Origin of the sequence: Pseudomonas sp. C32, assembly GCF_030417915.1 — a bacterium.
Classification (GTDB): Bacteria; Pseudomonadota; Gammaproteobacteria; order Pseudomonadales; family Pseudomonadaceae; genus Aquipseudomonas.
In genome coordinates, this window is sequence record NZ_JAUHUK010000004.1 from 16,631 (window position 1) to 32,506 (window position 15,876).

The window sequence follows — 15,876 nt, forward strand, 5'->3', positions numbered from 1 at the left end:
GCTTTTTTTCGTCCTTGAGAAAGTGGGTGTCTGGTCTGGCGCCTTCGCTGGCAAGCCAGCTCCTACAGTGTCCGGGTCGCACACAAAACATGTGAACACCTTTGAACCTGTGGGAGCTGGCTTGCCAGCGATGCTTTTAACGGCTCAACAGAGATGCAGCACCTGCACCGCTGAACAACCCCGCACTGATCCGGTTGAACCAGCTCTGCCCCTTGCCGCTGCGCAGATACCGCGCCGCGCCATGTGCACCTAGCCCATAGGCCAGCTTGCACGCCAGATCCAGCAGTGTCCAAGTGACGATCATCACCAGCAACTGCGGCAGGAACGGCTGTTCGGCACTCAAGAACTGCGGCAGGAACGCGGCAAAGAACAGAATGTCCTTCGGATTGCTCGCGCCCAGCATGAACGCCCGGCCGAACAGTGCGCGAAAACGCGGTACCGGCGCCGCCTGAGGGACTTCGGCGCCATGGGAGGGCAGGCGCGACTGCTGCCAGCTCTGCCACGCGAGATAGAACAGGTACAGCGCGCCAAGGATTTTCAGGGCGCTGAACAGCTGTTCCGACGCCAGCAGGAGGGCGCCCAGGCCCAGCGCCGAAGCGCTCAACAGGCAGATCGAGGCCGACACGCCGCCGAGAAACGCCGGGTAGGAACGGCGCAAGCCGTAATTGAGGCTGTTGCTGATCATCAGTAACGACAGCGGCCCCGGGATCAGGATCACTATCAGTGCAGCACCGCTGAACAACAACCAGGTTTCCAGACTCATCACTTTCCTCCATTTGCACAAAAGCCCCACCCGACGGGGTGAGGCTGTTTCCAAGCGTGTACTGCGGGTGGTTTACAGGAAGATGAACTTGGCGATGAAGATCGCGCAGAGCACCCACAGGCTGACAGAAATTTCCTTGTACTTGCCGGTACCGGCCTTCATCGCCACGTAGGTGATGAAGCCCAGCGCGATACCATCGGCGACCGAGAAGGTCAGTGGCATCATGATCGCGGTGACGATTGCCGGGATGCTGTCGGTGGCTTCGTCCCACTCGATGTGGGCCATGCCGCCCATCATCAGCATCGCTACGTAAATCAGAGCGCCAGCGGTTGCGTAGGCAGGGATCATGCCGGCCAGCGGAGCAAAGAACATGGCCGCAATGAATAGCACACCCACGGTCACAGCGGTAAGACCCGTCCGACCACCCGCCGCGACACCGGCCGCGCTTTCTACATAGCTGGTCACTGGCGGAACGCCGACCACCGCGCCAAACACGCTGGAAGCACTGTCGGCTTTCATTGCGCGGGAGAGGTTTTCGATCTTGCCGTCAGCGCCCACCAGGTTGGCGCGTTGGGCAACACCCATCAGGGTGCCGGCGGTGTCGAACATGTGTACGAAGAGGAATGCCAGGACCACGCTGACCATGCTTATGTTGAACACACCCGCAACGTTCATGGCCATCCAGGTCGGCGCCAGGCTAGGCGGCGCAGACATGATGCCCTCGTAGTGCACCAGGCCCAGACCCCAACCGGCCAGGGTCACAGTGATGATGCTGATGAGGATCGCGCCGAACACTTTGTGATAGCTGAGGATGGCGATCATCAGGAAGCAGACGGCGGCGAGCAGCGGGCCGGGTTCGCGCAGCGAGCCGAGCTTGATCAGGGTGGCCGGGCTGTCGACGACGATACCCGCGGTTTTCAGACCGATCAGGCCCAGGAACAGACCCACGCCGGCGCCCATGGCAAAGCGCAGGCTGACCGGGATGCTGTTGAGCAGCCATTCACGAATCCGCGAGAAGGTCAGGATCATGAACAACACGCCGGAAACGAATACCGCGCCAAGCGCGGTTTCCCAGTTGTAGCCCATGGTGCCCACCACGGTGTAGGTAAAGAAAGCGTTCAGCCCCATGCCCGGTGCCAGGCCAACCGGCCAGTTGGCGTACAGGCCCATCAGCAGGCAGCCCAGCGCTGCGGCGATGCAGGTGGCGACAAATGCCGCACCGTGATCGATGCCGGCGTCGGCCATGATGTTCGGGTTGACGAAGATGATGTAAGCCATTGTGATGAAGGTTGTCAGACCGGCAATCAGCTCGGTCTTCACCGTGGTGCCATGCAAGCTGAGTTTAAACAGACGTTCTAGCAAGCCATTGCGTGATGGCGGCGAAAGATCCAGCGTCGATGCTTCGGATTTGCGGCTTTCCACAGCGAGTACTCCTCAAGAGTTTTATTTTTATTTCCAGGGCCGGACCCATGAGGGTGGCAGCGGCCCTTTGAGGCACTTGCGAACTTGTTGACCGCTTGGTCAGGAACTCGCACGAAGTGGATTATGCTTTTGTATACAAAGAAAGCAAATAATGTTTTTGATTTTGTTTACGAAGTTTTCGTTGATAGCGGTATATCGCTCTTGCTGGCCTCATCGCTGGCAAGCCAGCTCCTACAGGGGAGGGTGGCGGTCACAAGTCTTGTGTGCGCCGCCACTTCGTAGGAGCCGGCTTGCTGGCGATGGCGCCCGCAAGGGCACCACAAAAACCTCGAACCGGCGCGTTTGGATGAAGGGCTTGGGCGATTGGCGGCGGTTGTGCGTCAGCCGCAGGCAGCCTGAAAACAATAAACCGGCGCAAGGGCCGGTTTATTTTTGTCTGGGTTTTATGGTGTCTGAACCGGCCTCATCGCCAGCAAGCCGACTCCTACAGGGGAGGGTGGCGGTCACAAGTCTTGTGTGCGCCGCCACTTCGTAGGAACCGGCTTGCTGGCGATGGCGCCCGCAAGGGCACCACAAAAACCTCAGGCTGCGGCGAACCGCTTGTCCAGGTAATCAATGATGACCTTGGACTCATACATCCAGGTCGTCTGGCCGTTTTCTTCGATACGCAGGCACGGCACCTTGATCTTGCCACCTTGCTCCAGCAGGGCCTGGCGATCCTGTTCGTTGTTCTTCGCATCACGCAATGCCACCGGCACGTTCAGGCGACGCAGGGTGCGGCGGGTTTTCACGCAGAACGGGCAGGCATGGAATTGATACAGCGTCAGCCCCTTGGCGGCGGATTCGACCTGAGCCTGAGCGGCGACGGGGCGTTTCATTTTGCCCGGGCGAGTGATGAAGTCGATGAAGATGATCAGTTGGCCAAGGCCGACACGAAGCGCTTTTACGAACACGTTGAAAGCCTCACGGTGCTAAGAAAGAAAGGCGCGCAGCTTACCTGATTTTTTGCAGACGAAAAAAAACCGGCGATGAATGCCGGTTTTCTTCGTGCAGCGAATTACTTGATGAGGCTGAGGAATTCGCTACGGGTCGCGGCGTTTTCGCGGAACTCACCGAGCATCACCGAGGTGATCATCGACGAGTTCTGCTTTTCCACACCGCGCATCATCATGCACATGTGCTGGGCCTCGATCACCACCGCAACGCCCAGGGCGCCGGTGACTTGCTGGACCGCGTCGGCGATCTGGCGGCTGAGGTTTTCCTGAATCTGCAGGCGGCGGGCGTACATGTCGACGATCCGCGCGACTTTCGACAAACCAAGGACCTTGCCGCTCGGAATGTAGGCAACATGGGCCTTGCCGATGAACGGCAGCAGGTGGTGTTCGCACAACGAGTACAACTCGATGTTCTTGACCAGCACCATTTCGCTGTTATCGGAACTGAACAAGGCACCGTTGGTGACTTCTTCCAGTGTTTGTTCATAGCCGCGGCAGAGGTACTGCATGGCTTTGGCGGCACGTTTTGGCGTGTCGAGCAAACCTTCGCGGGAGACGTCCTCGCCAAGTTGACCGAGTATCGCCGTGTAATTCTGTTCCAATGTCACAGAGCTTTATTCCGTATGGGTTCTAGAGGGGTACGGTTTCTGTCTGTACCAATTTTGTACCAATCAGGCTTTGCTCCAGCTTCCCGATTTCGCTCCAGTCTTCACTGGAGTTGATCCACCGGGCATAGGTCGACAGTAGCATTTGCACGCTGTGGCCGAGCTGATTTGCAATGAACCCAAGGTTCATGCCTGCCATTAAGCACATGGTAGCGTAAGTGTGCCGGCAGTTGTATTGCCGTCTGCCCCTGATCTTCAACGCAACCAGTGCTGCCTTGAAGTGTTTGTCAGTCACGCTAGCTTGCTGAATGAATTCAAAGTTCTTGGTGGGCGGGAACACAAATGGCGACTGTTTGTGCTGCCGACGACTCTGCTTCGCCCTTAACACTGCCACACCTTTGGCCATATTAATCGCATTTAAGGCCCTACTATTCAGCATGACCCGCCTTGACTCGCGGGTTTTTGTGCGCTCCTCGATCTTGTAGTCCGCCACGATTCTGCACACATTGGCGACTCGCCCCTCGGTGTCCACCTCATCCCAGCGCAATGCCGCTATCTCCCCAGGTCGCATGCCGGTGTAAAACGCGAACTCGAAATAGGCCGCGTATACAAGCATCGAGCCGGTCAGCACCTTATATAAGTGCCTAACGATCAAGTCAGCCTCAACCACCGTAAATGGATCCACCGGTTTTTTTGCCTTGACCGGCAACTCAATCGAGCCGACTGGGTTCCGTGTAATCAGCTCATCCCTCACCGCGCTTTCAAACATCGTGTGCAGCCGCTGTATCACCGAACGCTTTAGGGTTGACGATTTCCAAGGTGTTTCGCTGACGATTTTGCGGACCATCGCCGAACTGATCTGATCGATGGGCAACAATGCCAGATGGGGCATCCAATAGATGTTCAGGGAGATCCGGTAGTTTTTTCGGGTACCGCCCACTACTTCTCGGCTGTCTAGCCAGGTTTGTGCGTACCCACCGAACAGGGGAGTTGCGGAGTACGTGGAGTAGTTCGAATTCGGGAAAAGCTCGGCGTAACGCTGCTCGTCCATCACTCCATGCTTGATCAGGCTGCTTACTGTAGCGCGAAGATCTGCGGCTGCCTTGATGCCTTTTGGCGTTTGGGGATAGGGGATAATTACAATGCGTGACCCCTACAACATCGAGGCGGAACACGGCCTGCTCACCACCTTAATCAATGATCGGCTGGTCTCCTTGCAGCTGTCTGACCGGCCAGGCATGGAATCGGATACGTTCGAACTGCGCATTGATGACCGTGATGGGGCGGTGTCGCTGCCGGTCCGTGGCGCAAGCATCGAGGTCTATCTGGGGGATGCCGGCGCCGACCTGACGCGCATGGGCCGTTACACCGTGGACGAGGTCGCGGTCTCCGGTCCACCGGACACGCTGGTGATCAGCGGCAAGGCCAGCGACATGCGCGGCAGCGGCAAAACCACCCGCAGCGGCAGTTGGGAGGACGTCAGCCTGGCGCAGATCGTCGGCGACGTGGCCGCCCGCAATGGCTGGCAGCCATCGTGTCCGGTCGACATCCGCGTGCCGCGCATGGATCAGCTCAATGAGTCGGACTTCAACTTCATCACCCGCTTGGCCAAGAAACACGACTGCACCGCCAAGGTGGCCGACGGCAAGCTGCTGGTCCTGCCGCGGCAGGGCGGGCAGAGTGCGAGCGGCCGGGCCTTGAGTGTCATCACCCTGCAGCGCGCCGACGTCACCCGCTGGCAGTTTCGCTTGAGCGACCGCAGCACCCATCAAGGTGTCAGCACCCAGTACCAGGACCCGGCCAGCGGGGAATTACAGATTTCGTACCTGGACAACCCCAACGTGCCGGAGGGCATGCCGCCGGTGCACACCGACCGCCATCTTTACCCGGACAAAAGCGCGGCCGACGAAGCGGCGAAGGCCCGCCTGGCGGCGTTCAATCGTTCGACTGCTTCGGTGCGCCTTGATCTGCCCGGACGAACTGACCTGTTTGCCGAAAGCATGATCGAGGCGCAGGGCTTCAAGCGTGGGCTCGATGGCGAGTACCTGGTGGAATTGGTGGATCACACCTACACCCCGTCCGGGTGGACGGTGTCGGTGGAGTGCAACGGCGGCAAGGAGGGCAAGGCCAAGGCCTCGGGCAAGCCGCCGAATGTGGTGCTCGACGTGCCGGTTTGATTACCCAGGCATGTGAGTCGTCCCAGCTTAAACAGATTTCAAATTCGAAATAAAAGGAGCGGCCAGACTGGATGCGTCAACATCCCGCCTGGCCGCCGTCCCCGCAGATGATCCCTGCAAGTCCCGCCAAGGCTCCTGCTCTGTGCACAAAGCGGAGCGAGCCTAGCACCTGTTTATTTATACAGTAAAGGTCTTGCTATCTATGTCTTCACCCATCATCCCTTGGATGGGCGGCAAACGCCGCCTGGCCGATCGCCTTATTCCGCTGTTCCCTCCGCACGAATGCTACGTCGAAGTCTTTGCCGGCGGCGCCGCGCTGTACTTCATGCGGCCCCAGGCAGCGCCGGTAGAAGTGCTCAATGACATCAACGGCGACCTGGTGACGCTGTACCGCGTGGTGCAGAACCATCTTGAAGAGTTCGTGCGCCAGTTCAAGTGGGCGCTCAGCTCGCGCCAGGTGTTCGAGTGGCAGAAGATGACCCGCCCGGAAACCCTCACCGACATCCAGCGCGCCGCCCGCTTTTTCTACCTGCAGCACCATGCCTTTGCCGGCAAGGTCACCGGGCAGACCTTCGGTACCGCCACCACAGGTCCGGCCATCAACCTGCTGCGCATCGAAGAAAACCTCTCGGCCGCCTGGCAGCGCCTGTCCGGCACCTACGTGGAAAACTTGCCCTGGCTCGACTGTGCCGAACGTTACGACCGCGCTCATACCTTCCACTACATGGACCCGCCGTACTGGCAGACCGCCGGGTATGGGGTGGATTTTCCGTTTGAAAACTATGAACGCATGGCCGACTTCATGCGCCGCTGCAAGGGCAGGGTGATGGTCAGCATCAATGATCACCCGGACATCCGCCGGGTATTTGAGGGCTTTCACTTTGAGACACTGGATATTCGTTACACCACGACCAACCAGAGGCAAGGCAAGGCAAGGCCGAGGTCAGTGGCGAACTGGTGATCATGAACTGGGAGCCAGCGGCGCTGGGAGGACTGTTTTGAAATGAGCGTTTTCGATCGGTTGAATCCATAACTGTAGCGACCTGCAATCGAAAACCCGCCGACCTGCAATCATCGCGTTTTTCGACCGACATTAATTGTGTCTATCCGGACCCGCAAACCGGGATTAATTGCGAATGACCTACATTCATCCGGGCCGACCTGCAATCCAACGCGGCCGACCAACATTATGTTGGTCGGCCGCGTTGGATTGCAGGTCGGCGGGTTTTCGATTGCAGGTCGTTACAACTATTTGCCTCGAATTGCGGTGATCGCCTTCAGGATTCGCTCGCTGGTCGCAGGGCCGTTCAATGGCGGATTCAGTTTGTACTGCGCCACACTGGCAATCGCGTCGCGAATCGCAAAGAACACCGAGAAAGCCAGTAACATAGGCGGCTCGCCTACCGCCTTCGAACGGAAGATGGTGTCCTCAGCGTTGCGGTTGTTGAACAGTTTGACGTGAAAGTCATCAGGGCAATCATTGACCGCCGGGATCTTGTAGGTCGAAGGCGCATGGGTCATTAGTTTTCCGGCTTTGTTCCACCACAGTTCCTCCATCGTCAACCAGCCCATGGCCTGGATGAAGGCACCTTCTACCTGGCCAATATCGAGCGCCGGATTGATGGATTTGCCAGCGTCATGCAGCAGGTCCACGCGCAGTAACTTCCACTCACCGGTCAGGCTGTCGATTTGCACCTCGGAGACGGCAGCGCCATAGCTGAAGTAGAAGAACGGTCTGCCTTTTAGTGTCTCTCGGTCCCAGTTCAATTTAGGGGTGGCGTAGAAACCATCGGACCAGAGCTGTACGCGACTCTCATACGCCGTTCTCACCAGGTCAGGCCAACTGAGCCGATGCTCATTCAAGCTCGCCTGATTGTTGGAATAGCCCACGTCATCGAGCGTGCCGCCGAATCGATCCACCAACATCTGTGACAAGCGGACTTTGATTTGGCGCGCAGCATCCTGGGCGGCCTTGCCATTCAGGTCAGTGCCGCTTGAGGCTGCAGTGGCTGAGGTGTTGGGCACCTTGCTGGTGTCCGTTGCGGTGGAGCGCACCCAACTCAGATCGATACCCAACTCATTGGCGACAATCTGGGCGATCTTGGTATTGAGGCCTTGCCCCATCTCTGTGCCGCCATGATTCACAAGCACCGAGCCGTCCGTGTAGATATGAACCAGAGCTCCGGCCTGATTGAAGTGGACGACGTTGAAAGAGATGCCGAATTTGAGCGGCGTCAGGGCAAGGCCTTTTTTGAGAACTTCATTGTCTCGATTGAAGGCCAGGACAGCCTCGCGCCGAGCCCGGTAGTCGCTTGTTTGCTCCAACTCAGCCACCAACTCGTGGATGACGTTGTCTTCCACCGTCATGCCGTAGGGGGTAACGTTGCGCTCGAGCTTGCCATAGAAGTTGCGCTTGCGAACGTCCAGCGGGTCTAAACCCAGTTCACGAGCGATGTCATCGATGATGTACTCGATGGCAATTGCACCCTGCGGACCGCCAAACCCCCGAAAGGCGGTGTTGGACTGAGTGTTGGTTTTGCCTGCCATGGATCGAATGTCCACGTCACTGAGGAAGTAGGCATTGTCAAAGTGGCACAAGGCGCGGGTCGCCACTGGGCCGGACAAGTCAGTCGAAAAACCTCCCCGCGAGCACATCTCTACAGTCACACCTCGAATCAAGCCGTCGGACTCGAAACCTGCCTCGTATTCGTAGTTGAAACAGTGACGCTTACCGGTGATCAACATGTCGTCATCACGGTCCAAGCGCACCTTGACCGGGCGCTTCAGCCGCGCGGCGGCCAAAGCAGCCACGCAGGCAAAAAGACCGGATTGCGACTCCTTGCCGCCGAATGCCCCGCCCATGCGACGAATCTCCACTTTAACCTGATGTTTTGGCAGATTCAGGCAGTGGGAAATCAGGTTTTGCATCTCCGTCGGGTGCTGAGTGGAGCACAGCACATGCATGCCGTTGTCTTCTTTGGGCATGGCATAGGATATTTGCCCCTCCAGGTAAAACTGCTCTTGGCCACCGATGGAGAATTCGCCCTTGAGTGTGTGCCTTGCACCTCCTATCGCTTGTTCGGCTTCGCCACGGCGCAGGTGCAGCGGCGGGAACAGGAAGGCGCCCTGTTGCTTCGCTTCCTCAGGGGTCAGTATTGCGGGTAACGCCTCGTACTCTATCTTGCCCAGTCGAGCCGCACGGCGTGCGGCGTGATAGGTATCGGCGATGACGGTAAAGATTGGCTGGCCGATGTACTGCACCAGACCATCGGCAAGTATTGGATCGTCGTGGACGATGGGGCCGCAGTCGTTGGCTCCCGGGATATCATCTGCAGTCAAGACCGCGACCACACCCGGCGCTGCAAGCACATCACTCAAATCCATCGACAAAATTCGTGCATGGGCCTGCTGGCTCAAGCCCAGTGCTGCATACAGTGTGCCCTGCAACTCGGGGATGTCGTCGATGTAAGTCGCTTCGCCGGTGACATGCAGATGAGCTGACTCATGAGTAAAGGAGCGTCCGGCGGCGCCTTGTTTCAATTGTTCATTAGGTAGGCTGGCAGGCTTGTTCATGGTTGCTCCTGGGGCACATCAAAGACCCGAATACTTTCCGTGGGCAATGGCTGATGCAGGCGGGTTTCAAGATAGAAGCGATAGAGCAGGTTCTTCGCGCACTGCTGCCTGTATTGTGCGCTGGCACGCATATCAGTGAGAGGCTGGTAATCCTCATCAAGCGTGACTTGGGCTTGTTCCAGCGTATCCTCGGTCCAGGGCTTACCGATCAGATGTTTCTCACAATTGCTGGCTCTTTTGACCGTTGCTGCCATACCGCCGTATGCCACACGACAATCAACGACATGCCCTGCGTCGAGACGAACGGAAAATGCCGCACAGACAGCCGAAATGTCCGAGTCAAAACGCTTGGACAATTTGTAAGTACGCATCTGCCAGCCCGCTTCGGGCAGTGGAATCAAGAGTGCTTCAACAAGTTCGTCGGCGTGCATGTCTTTCTGCATATAGCCAGTGTACAAATCCTCAAGTGCAATGGTCCGACTTCCGGCAGTGCTATGCATAACGACTCTGGCTCCCAACGCAACCAGCGCCGGCATCGAATCGCCGATGGGCGAGCCATTGGCGACGTTGCCGCCCAAGGTGCCAGCATTGCGGATAGGCTTGGAAGCGAAACGTTCCCAGAGCTCCTTGAGTTGCGGATAGAGCGCGACGATTGCGCCAAAGCTGTCGGTCAGCGATACACCGGAACCAATGCGTAAAAACTGCTGGTCGCGCTCGATTCGCTTCAGCTCTGTCACCTTGCCGATGAAAATGATGTCACCGATATCGCGAAACTGCTTGGTCGTCCACAAGCCAATATCGGTACACCCCGCCAACAGGAGCGCGCCGGGGTATTCGGCACGAAGCCTGACCAATTCTTGCAAATTGCACGGAGCAAAAAAACGTCGGCCCTGATGTTCGTAAACGAGCGTCTCGTTGCGCTTCAGCGCCTCCAGCTTCGATTGCAAGGCCTCGCGTTCGAACTTTACAGGCACCAAGTCGAACATTTGCTCACCGGCATCCAGGATCGGTCGGTAACCGGTGCAACGGCACAGGTTACCGGTCAACGTCGAACGTATACTCTCTCGCCCCGGACGCTCGCCACATTGCTCATGTTCAAGATAAAGACTCCACAGGGACATGACGAACCCGGGCGTACAAAACCCACACTGCGATCCATGACAATCGACCATTGCTTGCTGCACTGGGTGTAACGTCTCTGCATCCTGGCGCAGGTGCTCAACGGTAAACACTGCCTTGCCGTCCAGTGTGGGCATGAACTGGATGCAGGCGTTTACTGTGCGCATCTGCAGTTCACCGTCCAACAATTCACCCACTACGACCGTGCAGGCGCCACAGTCTCCTTCGGCACAACCTTCTTTGGTGCCGGTGAGGCAGCGATCTTCACGCAAGTGATTGAGCAGGCTGCGAGTGGTGTCGACATGCTCAAGCGATTCCACTTCACCGTTGAGCACGAATTGGATAACCCCCTGCCTGGGGGAGTTATCATATTGGGTGTTTTGCATGAAGGTTTCCTCAAGGTCAAACGCTAGCAAATAAGTCTGCATTGATAATCAGGGTTAACTGGTCTTCGGGGCGTTGCCGTGCGGCGCTGAGAGTCAGCGGCACGATGATGCAGCCGAATACATCACCAGCGTGCTGTGCGTCCAAGCCAGACTTGGCCAGATTAGTGTTCCAACTCGACTACCGGAATTTCCTTGCCGTCGCGGCCATGCAGCTTGCCATCGCTAAAGTAATCGCCTTCGCGCAACGCCGCCAGATCCTTATAGCGCAGCACCCGCTCGGTACCTGCCGCAAATACTGACTGATCCTCGGAGTTACCGGCCGTGAGGTGGTTGAAGGTCAGGTTCAACGCGATGGCCATGATCGCCGACGAGCTGATGCCCGAGTGGAAAATCGTCGCGAACCAGCTTGGGAATTGGTCGTAGAAGTTCGGTGCGGCGATAGGGATCATGCCGAAACCGATGGAGGTGGCGACGATGATCAGGTTGACGTTGTTGCGGTAGTCAACCTTGGACAGCGTACGAATGCCACTGGCCGCTACGGTGCCGAACAGCACAATACCGGCGCCGCCGAGGACAGACGTCGGTACCGCCGCGATGACCCGGCCCATGAAGGGCAGCAAGCCGAGGATCACCAGAAACAAACCGCCCGTGGCGACCACAAAGCGGCTCTTAATTCCGGTCACCGCCACCAGCCCGACGTTCTGGGCGAAGGCGCTTTGGGTGAACGAGCCGAAGATCGGCGCAATCATGCTCGACAGCATGTCGGCGCGCAGGCCGTTGCCCAGCCGTTTGGAGTCGACTTTGGTGCCGATGATTTCACCGACGGCGAGGATGTCCGCCGAGGTTTCCACCAGCGTCACCATGACCACGATGCACATCGACAGGATGGCGGCGAAGTGGAAGGTCGGCATACCGAAATGGAACGGCGTCGGGAAGCCGAACATCGGACCTTGAGTGACTGACGAGAAGTCCGCCATGCCAAGGAACACCGCGATGATCGTGCCGATGACCATTGCCAGCAGAATCGATAATCGGGAGATGCTCGCGCTGCCTATCTTGCTCAGCAGCAGCACCAGCATCAGCGTCACAGCCGCCAAGCCAATGTTCTGCATACTGCCGAAGTCTGGAGCGTGGCTATTGCCGCCCATGGCCCAGCGTGCAGCCACGGGCATCAGAGTCAGGCCGATGGTGGTGATCACAATGCCCGTGACCAGCGGCGGGAAGAACTTGGTAATGCGCGAGAACACTGGCGTGATCAACAAGCCAATCAACGATGCGGCAATCACCGCCCCGAGAATCGACTGAAATCCGCCTTCCCCGCCACTGCTGACAATCGCCACCATGGTCGCGACGCCGGAGAACGACACGCCCTGTACCAGCGGCAACTGACAACCGAAAAACGGTAAACCAAGGGTCTGGAGTAACGTCGCCAGCCCCCCTGCAAACAATGAAGCAGCAATCAACAAACCGATGTCCGCCGGCGATAGCCCGGCTGCCTGACCAATGATCAATGGCACCGCGACGATGCCGCCATACATGGTCAGAACATGTTGCAGGCCATAAGCCATATTCGCGCCGATCCCAAGGTTTTTATCCTCGGGCCGTTGGTGTGAAACATGGGGTTTTTTCATGAGTGGGGGGCTCCCTGATTTTTGTTATGTCCACACTGTATGCAGGGTGTTGGGTAATTGTCTATGAGAATGTATACAAAAAGACACAATTTAATGGCGGGGTCGGTCATTTGGTTGTACTCAGGGGCCGCCGAAAACTACTGTCAGTCGACCAAAATGGCTTGTCCCGCGCTTGTCCCGCTCTTGCATGATTTTTGGGCGTGTGTGCGACTAGTGCTGGGATGAATAGGCATATTTTTAGTGGAAAGGGACTTGCCTGGTGTTCGATCACACTTCATAGGCCGCTAGATAGAGGCTGGAAAAGTGATTGGCGAAGGGCTTCAGGCGAAGAGGGGAGATGCGCCTGAGTCGAACAGCACGCGGTGCGTATTTTGCTGGTCCGCAGCACGCCTAATTGAGTACAGCGAGGCTCATTTTGATAAATTCTTCGTTATTGTCGATCGTTTGCAGGGCGCCGCGAACGTTGTCGGCTACCTCCGCTGATCCTCTTTGCTCAACCCAAAGCGTCAGCTCCATGATCGCGGCTTCGAGCGCAAGTTGGTTTTCGTTGATCTTGAACAGCAGGGAAGGGAGCAGGTCTGAATTTGGCATAGCAACTCCTCCGTGGAGGCGTGAGCGTAGCATCTGGAAAAATAGTGCACGAAGGGATTGTGTTCGGTCGGCAGGACGCCGAGGGACGGCAGGACTATCAGCGTGAAAGCCTGTAGGGACTTTTGCGGGGAAAGGTGAAACCCAGCTGAACCACGTAGAGCGTCGATTGCAGTGGGCGCTCACGTAAAGTGCTGTTCTTAAAAGCTTTTTAGCGCCACGGCAAGCATGGGGTGCTAGGGGAGGAAGTTCGCTTTGATAGTAGTCATTCGCTCGTCATTGAGCGACTGACGATAGGAGCTTGACCTAGCGAAGGATGTCCCGTATCCGGCAATTCAATATGTGCCCAGAAACGCCCCCAACTGCGAATACTTAAGACTTCAGGTCGAACAGATAACCGGCGATATCCTCACCACGTTGCGCGAACTCTTCGATATCGCTTTCGAATGCCCCTACGTCCCCTGGGCGGTGATCTTTCAAGCATGCGGCGATTGCTTTCCGAAAGTCGTCCGAGCTTATTTGTACGCCAAGGTCATCAAATGCCGCTTTCAACGCACGGTGGAAGCGCTGGTCGTCCATCGGATGACCAGTATGCCAAGTGTCCACACGTAACCAAGGTTTTAGCAGGAGCGACAGCTTTTCAATATCCATATTTGCCTCAACGTTAAATCACCCGATGGCGATCGGAAGTCCGTACCAATTTTTGTACCACTGACCGTGTAAAGTAGGTTAAAACCGGGTATTCCAAAGTAAGGAAGTGCCCGGTTTCATTGGCCCTTAGTACTTTGCCTTACCCCTTTAGAATCGCCGTGTAATTCTGTTCCAGGGACATGAAACTACCTGTGGGATTTTACGCAAAGGGCAAGGGTACGGTGGCGGACACGGCGCTGCAAGCGTGGCGCATCAGGTTTACTCGTCGCGACCTTCCATCATGGTTCGTTTGAGCATCACATAAACCGCACCGGCACCGCCATGTTTAGCCTGGCACGAGGTGAAACCGAGCACCTGCGGATGCTGACGCAGCCACGTGTTGACGTGGCTTTTGATCATCGGGCGCTTGCCGTCCAGACGCACGGCTTTACCGTGGGTGACGCGCACGCAGCGAATTTCGAATTTGGTGGCTTCGGCGAGGAACGCCCAGAGGGTTTCCCGGGCCTTTTCCACGTTCATGCCGTGCAAGTCGAGGCTGCCTTCGAACGGAATCTGTCCGATCTTGAGCTTGCGCATCTGGCTTTCCTGCACGCCGTCACGTGCCCACATCAGCTCGTCTTCAGGGCCGACGTCGATGACAAACTGATCGGACAGCCCGTCAACGGTGGTGGCATCGGTGCGCACGGTGGCCGCCTGGCGCAGCTTGGCGATCTGCGCACGGTCAGCTTTGGGTTTACCGGTTTCGGCGCGATCGTGCTTGATCGGCTTGACGCCTTGGATCGCGCTTTTGAACAGGGAAAAATCGTCGTCTTGCATGTCAGCCTCCGCGAAGGGCGGCCAGTTTACCCAACTCGGAGCGAGTCGGGCGCGACAAAACGCGTGATGTTCGACTGCGACCCAGGTTTCAGTCGTGTTTTTTCATCAGGTGCGGAGACATGTTCAAGCCCAGCGACTGTCGCGCGCGGCGACGGCAACGGCGCCACAGCCAGACGCCGATGTACAGGACAACCAGGCCGATCGCCAGAACTGCCGCCGCACCGGCACGGTTGCTGTTCAGCTCGCCCAGGCCTGGAACCTGGCCCAACAGGCTGGCAATGCCGGCCATAGTGAGCAGCACACCGCACATCGCCAGCAACGCCGCGAACGTCGCAGCGATTCGAAAACGCCAGTTTCTTTGGCCTTTGGGCCGTAAGCGGCGAGCGTCAAAACCATCGGATAACTTCATTCCGACCTTCCTCAATGGGTATCGGCCCTTCGACCGGGAGATGACCGGGATGTTCCTGAGGCTATGACAATTACGGCGAATGAGAGGTTTTTGCAGATGAGCGGTGGTGTAGACCGCTCATTGAGCGGTGTTCAGATCAACTCGCAGGTCGGTGCGAGGGTGGCGAAGTTGTCCGCCATGATCGCCATCTCAGTCTGGTGAACGTGCTCGGCACTCAGGATGCCGCCCTTGTAAGGCAGGTCGCGAGTGGCGCAGGCGTCTTCCACCAGGGTGCAGCGGAAACCCAGGTTTTTCGCCGCACGCACCGTCGTGCTGACACTCGAATGGCTCATGAAACCGCAGACGATCAGGTCAAGGGCACCCAGGTCTTCCAGGCGCTTGGCCAGTTCGGTGCCATGGAACGCGCTCGGCAGCAGTTTGCCGATGACGGTTTCATCGCCCTCAGGCTCCAGGCCTGCAATGAACTCACCGCCGACGCCTTGCGGGTTGAACATGCCGCCGAGCGTGCCGAGGTGGCGTATGTGCACGATGGGACGGCCGGCAGCGCGGGCTGCGGTGAGCAATTGCTTGATGTTCGCAACCGCTTCATCCATGCCACTGAGGGCGAGGGGGCCGCTCAGGTATTCTTTCTGGGCATCGATGATGAGGAGGGTAGCGTGGCTCAGGTTGGCTGCTGCGTAACCGCGGCCGCTGAGTTGAAACATCGTTTTTGGAACAGACATTCTGGGGCTCCTTCGAGTG

At 57.6% G+C, this 15,876-nt stretch carries 14 protein-coding genes and 1 pseudogene; 2 read left to right on the forward strand and 13 right to left on the reverse strand.

From position 1 onward, the window contains the following. Positions 1 to 136: 136 nt before the first annotated feature. The 5 genes from QYH43_RS05570 to QYH43_RS05590 form a co-directional block, all read right to left on the reverse strand. The gene (locus tag QYH43_RS05570; protein ID WP_053157031.1) at positions 137 to 763 is read right to left on the reverse strand and encodes a LysE family translocator; all 627 of its coding nucleotides are present in this window, start codon (positions 761 to 763) and stop codon (positions 137 to 139) included. Between the two features lie 72 nt (positions 764 to 835). Next, complete coding sequence (locus QYH43_RS05575; protein ID WP_095059297.1) at positions 836 to 2,185, reverse strand: NCS2 family permease; 1,350 nt, start codon at positions 2,183 to 2,185, stop codon at positions 836 to 838. Between the two features lie 581 nt (positions 2,186 to 2,766). Next, positions 2,767 to 3,138 (reverse strand): glutathione S-transferase N-terminal domain-containing protein, encoded by a 372-nt coding sequence (locus tag QYH43_RS05580; RefSeq protein WP_095059295.1) that lies wholly within the window; start codon positions 3,136 to 3,138, stop codon positions 2,767 to 2,769. Between the two features lie 104 nt (positions 3,139 to 3,242). Then, complete coding sequence (gene folE / locus QYH43_RS05585; RefSeq protein ID WP_095059293.1) at positions 3,243 to 3,788, reverse strand: GTP cyclohydrolase I FolE; 546 nt, start codon at positions 3,786 to 3,788, stop codon at positions 3,243 to 3,245. A gap of 22 nt (positions 3,789 to 3,810) precedes the next feature. After that, complete coding sequence (locus tag QYH43_RS05590) at positions 3,811 to 4,836, reverse strand: site-specific integrase (RefSeq protein ID WP_301156599.1); 1,026 nt, start codon at positions 4,834 to 4,836, stop codon at positions 3,811 to 3,813. Between the two features lie 91 nt (positions 4,837 to 4,927). Between QYH43_RS05590 and QYH43_RS05595 the strand changes: the two genes are divergently transcribed. Then, entirely contained in the window at positions 4,928 to 5,962 is a 1,035-nt protein-coding gene (locus QYH43_RS05595) for a phage late control D family protein (protein WP_301156600.1), read from the forward strand. Positions 5,963 to 6,164: 202 nt separating this feature from the next. Next, positions 6,165 to 6,964: pseudogene (locus tag QYH43_RS05600) on the forward strand (DNA adenine methylase). Positions 6,965 to 7,210: 246 nt separating this feature from the next. Here the strand turns inward: QYH43_RS05600 and xdhB are convergent. From xdhB to QYH43_RS05640, 8 genes are all read right to left on the reverse strand, one after another. Next, positions 7,211 to 9,535, reverse strand: coding sequence for a xanthine dehydrogenase molybdopterin binding subunit (xdhB, locus tag QYH43_RS05605; protein ID WP_301156601.1), 2,325 nt, complete (start codon positions 9,533 to 9,535; stop codon positions 7,211 to 7,213). After that, positions 9,532 to 11,040 carry a xanthine dehydrogenase small subunit gene (gene xdhA, locus QYH43_RS05610; RefSeq protein ID WP_301156602.1) on the reverse strand — a complete coding sequence of 503 codons (1,509 nt, stop codon included), beginning with the start codon at positions 11,038 to 11,040 and terminating at the stop codon, positions 9,532 to 9,534. Before xdhA ends, xdhB begins: the two co-directional genes overlap by 4 nt. A 161-nt stretch (positions 11,041 to 11,201) precedes the next feature. Continuing rightward, positions 11,202 to 12,671 carry a nucleobase:cation symporter-2 family protein gene (locus QYH43_RS05615; RefSeq protein WP_301156603.1) on the reverse strand — a complete coding sequence of 490 codons (1,470 nt, stop codon included), beginning with the start codon at positions 12,669 to 12,671 and terminating at the stop codon, positions 11,202 to 11,204. A gap of 390 nt (positions 12,672 to 13,061) precedes the next feature. After that, the gene (locus tag QYH43_RS05620) at positions 13,062 to 13,262 is read right to left on the reverse strand and encodes a hypothetical protein (RefSeq protein WP_301156604.1); all 201 of its coding nucleotides are present in this window, start codon (positions 13,260 to 13,262) and stop codon (positions 13,062 to 13,064) included. A 369-nt stretch (positions 13,263 to 13,631) separates the two neighbouring features. Further along, entirely contained in the window at positions 13,632 to 13,910 is a 279-nt protein-coding gene (locus QYH43_RS05625) for a hypothetical protein (RefSeq protein ID WP_095059192.1), read from the reverse strand. 258 nt (positions 13,911 to 14,168) lie between these two features. Continuing rightward, positions 14,169 to 14,726, reverse strand: coding sequence for a Smr/MutS family protein (locus tag QYH43_RS05630; protein WP_095059191.1), 558 nt, complete (start codon positions 14,724 to 14,726; stop codon positions 14,169 to 14,171). An 88-nt stretch (positions 14,727 to 14,814) separates the two neighbouring features. After that, positions 14,815 to 15,135: a hypothetical protein gene (locus tag QYH43_RS05635; protein ID WP_095059189.1), complete on the reverse strand. Its 321-nt coding sequence runs from the start codon at positions 15,133 to 15,135 to the stop codon at positions 14,815 to 14,817. A gap of 131 nt (positions 15,136 to 15,266) precedes the next feature. Then, positions 15,267 to 15,857 (reverse strand): cysteine hydrolase family protein, encoded by a 591-nt coding sequence (locus QYH43_RS05640; RefSeq protein ID WP_095059188.1) that lies wholly within the window; start codon positions 15,855 to 15,857, stop codon positions 15,267 to 15,269. Positions 15,858 to 15,876: the final 19 nt, after the last annotated feature.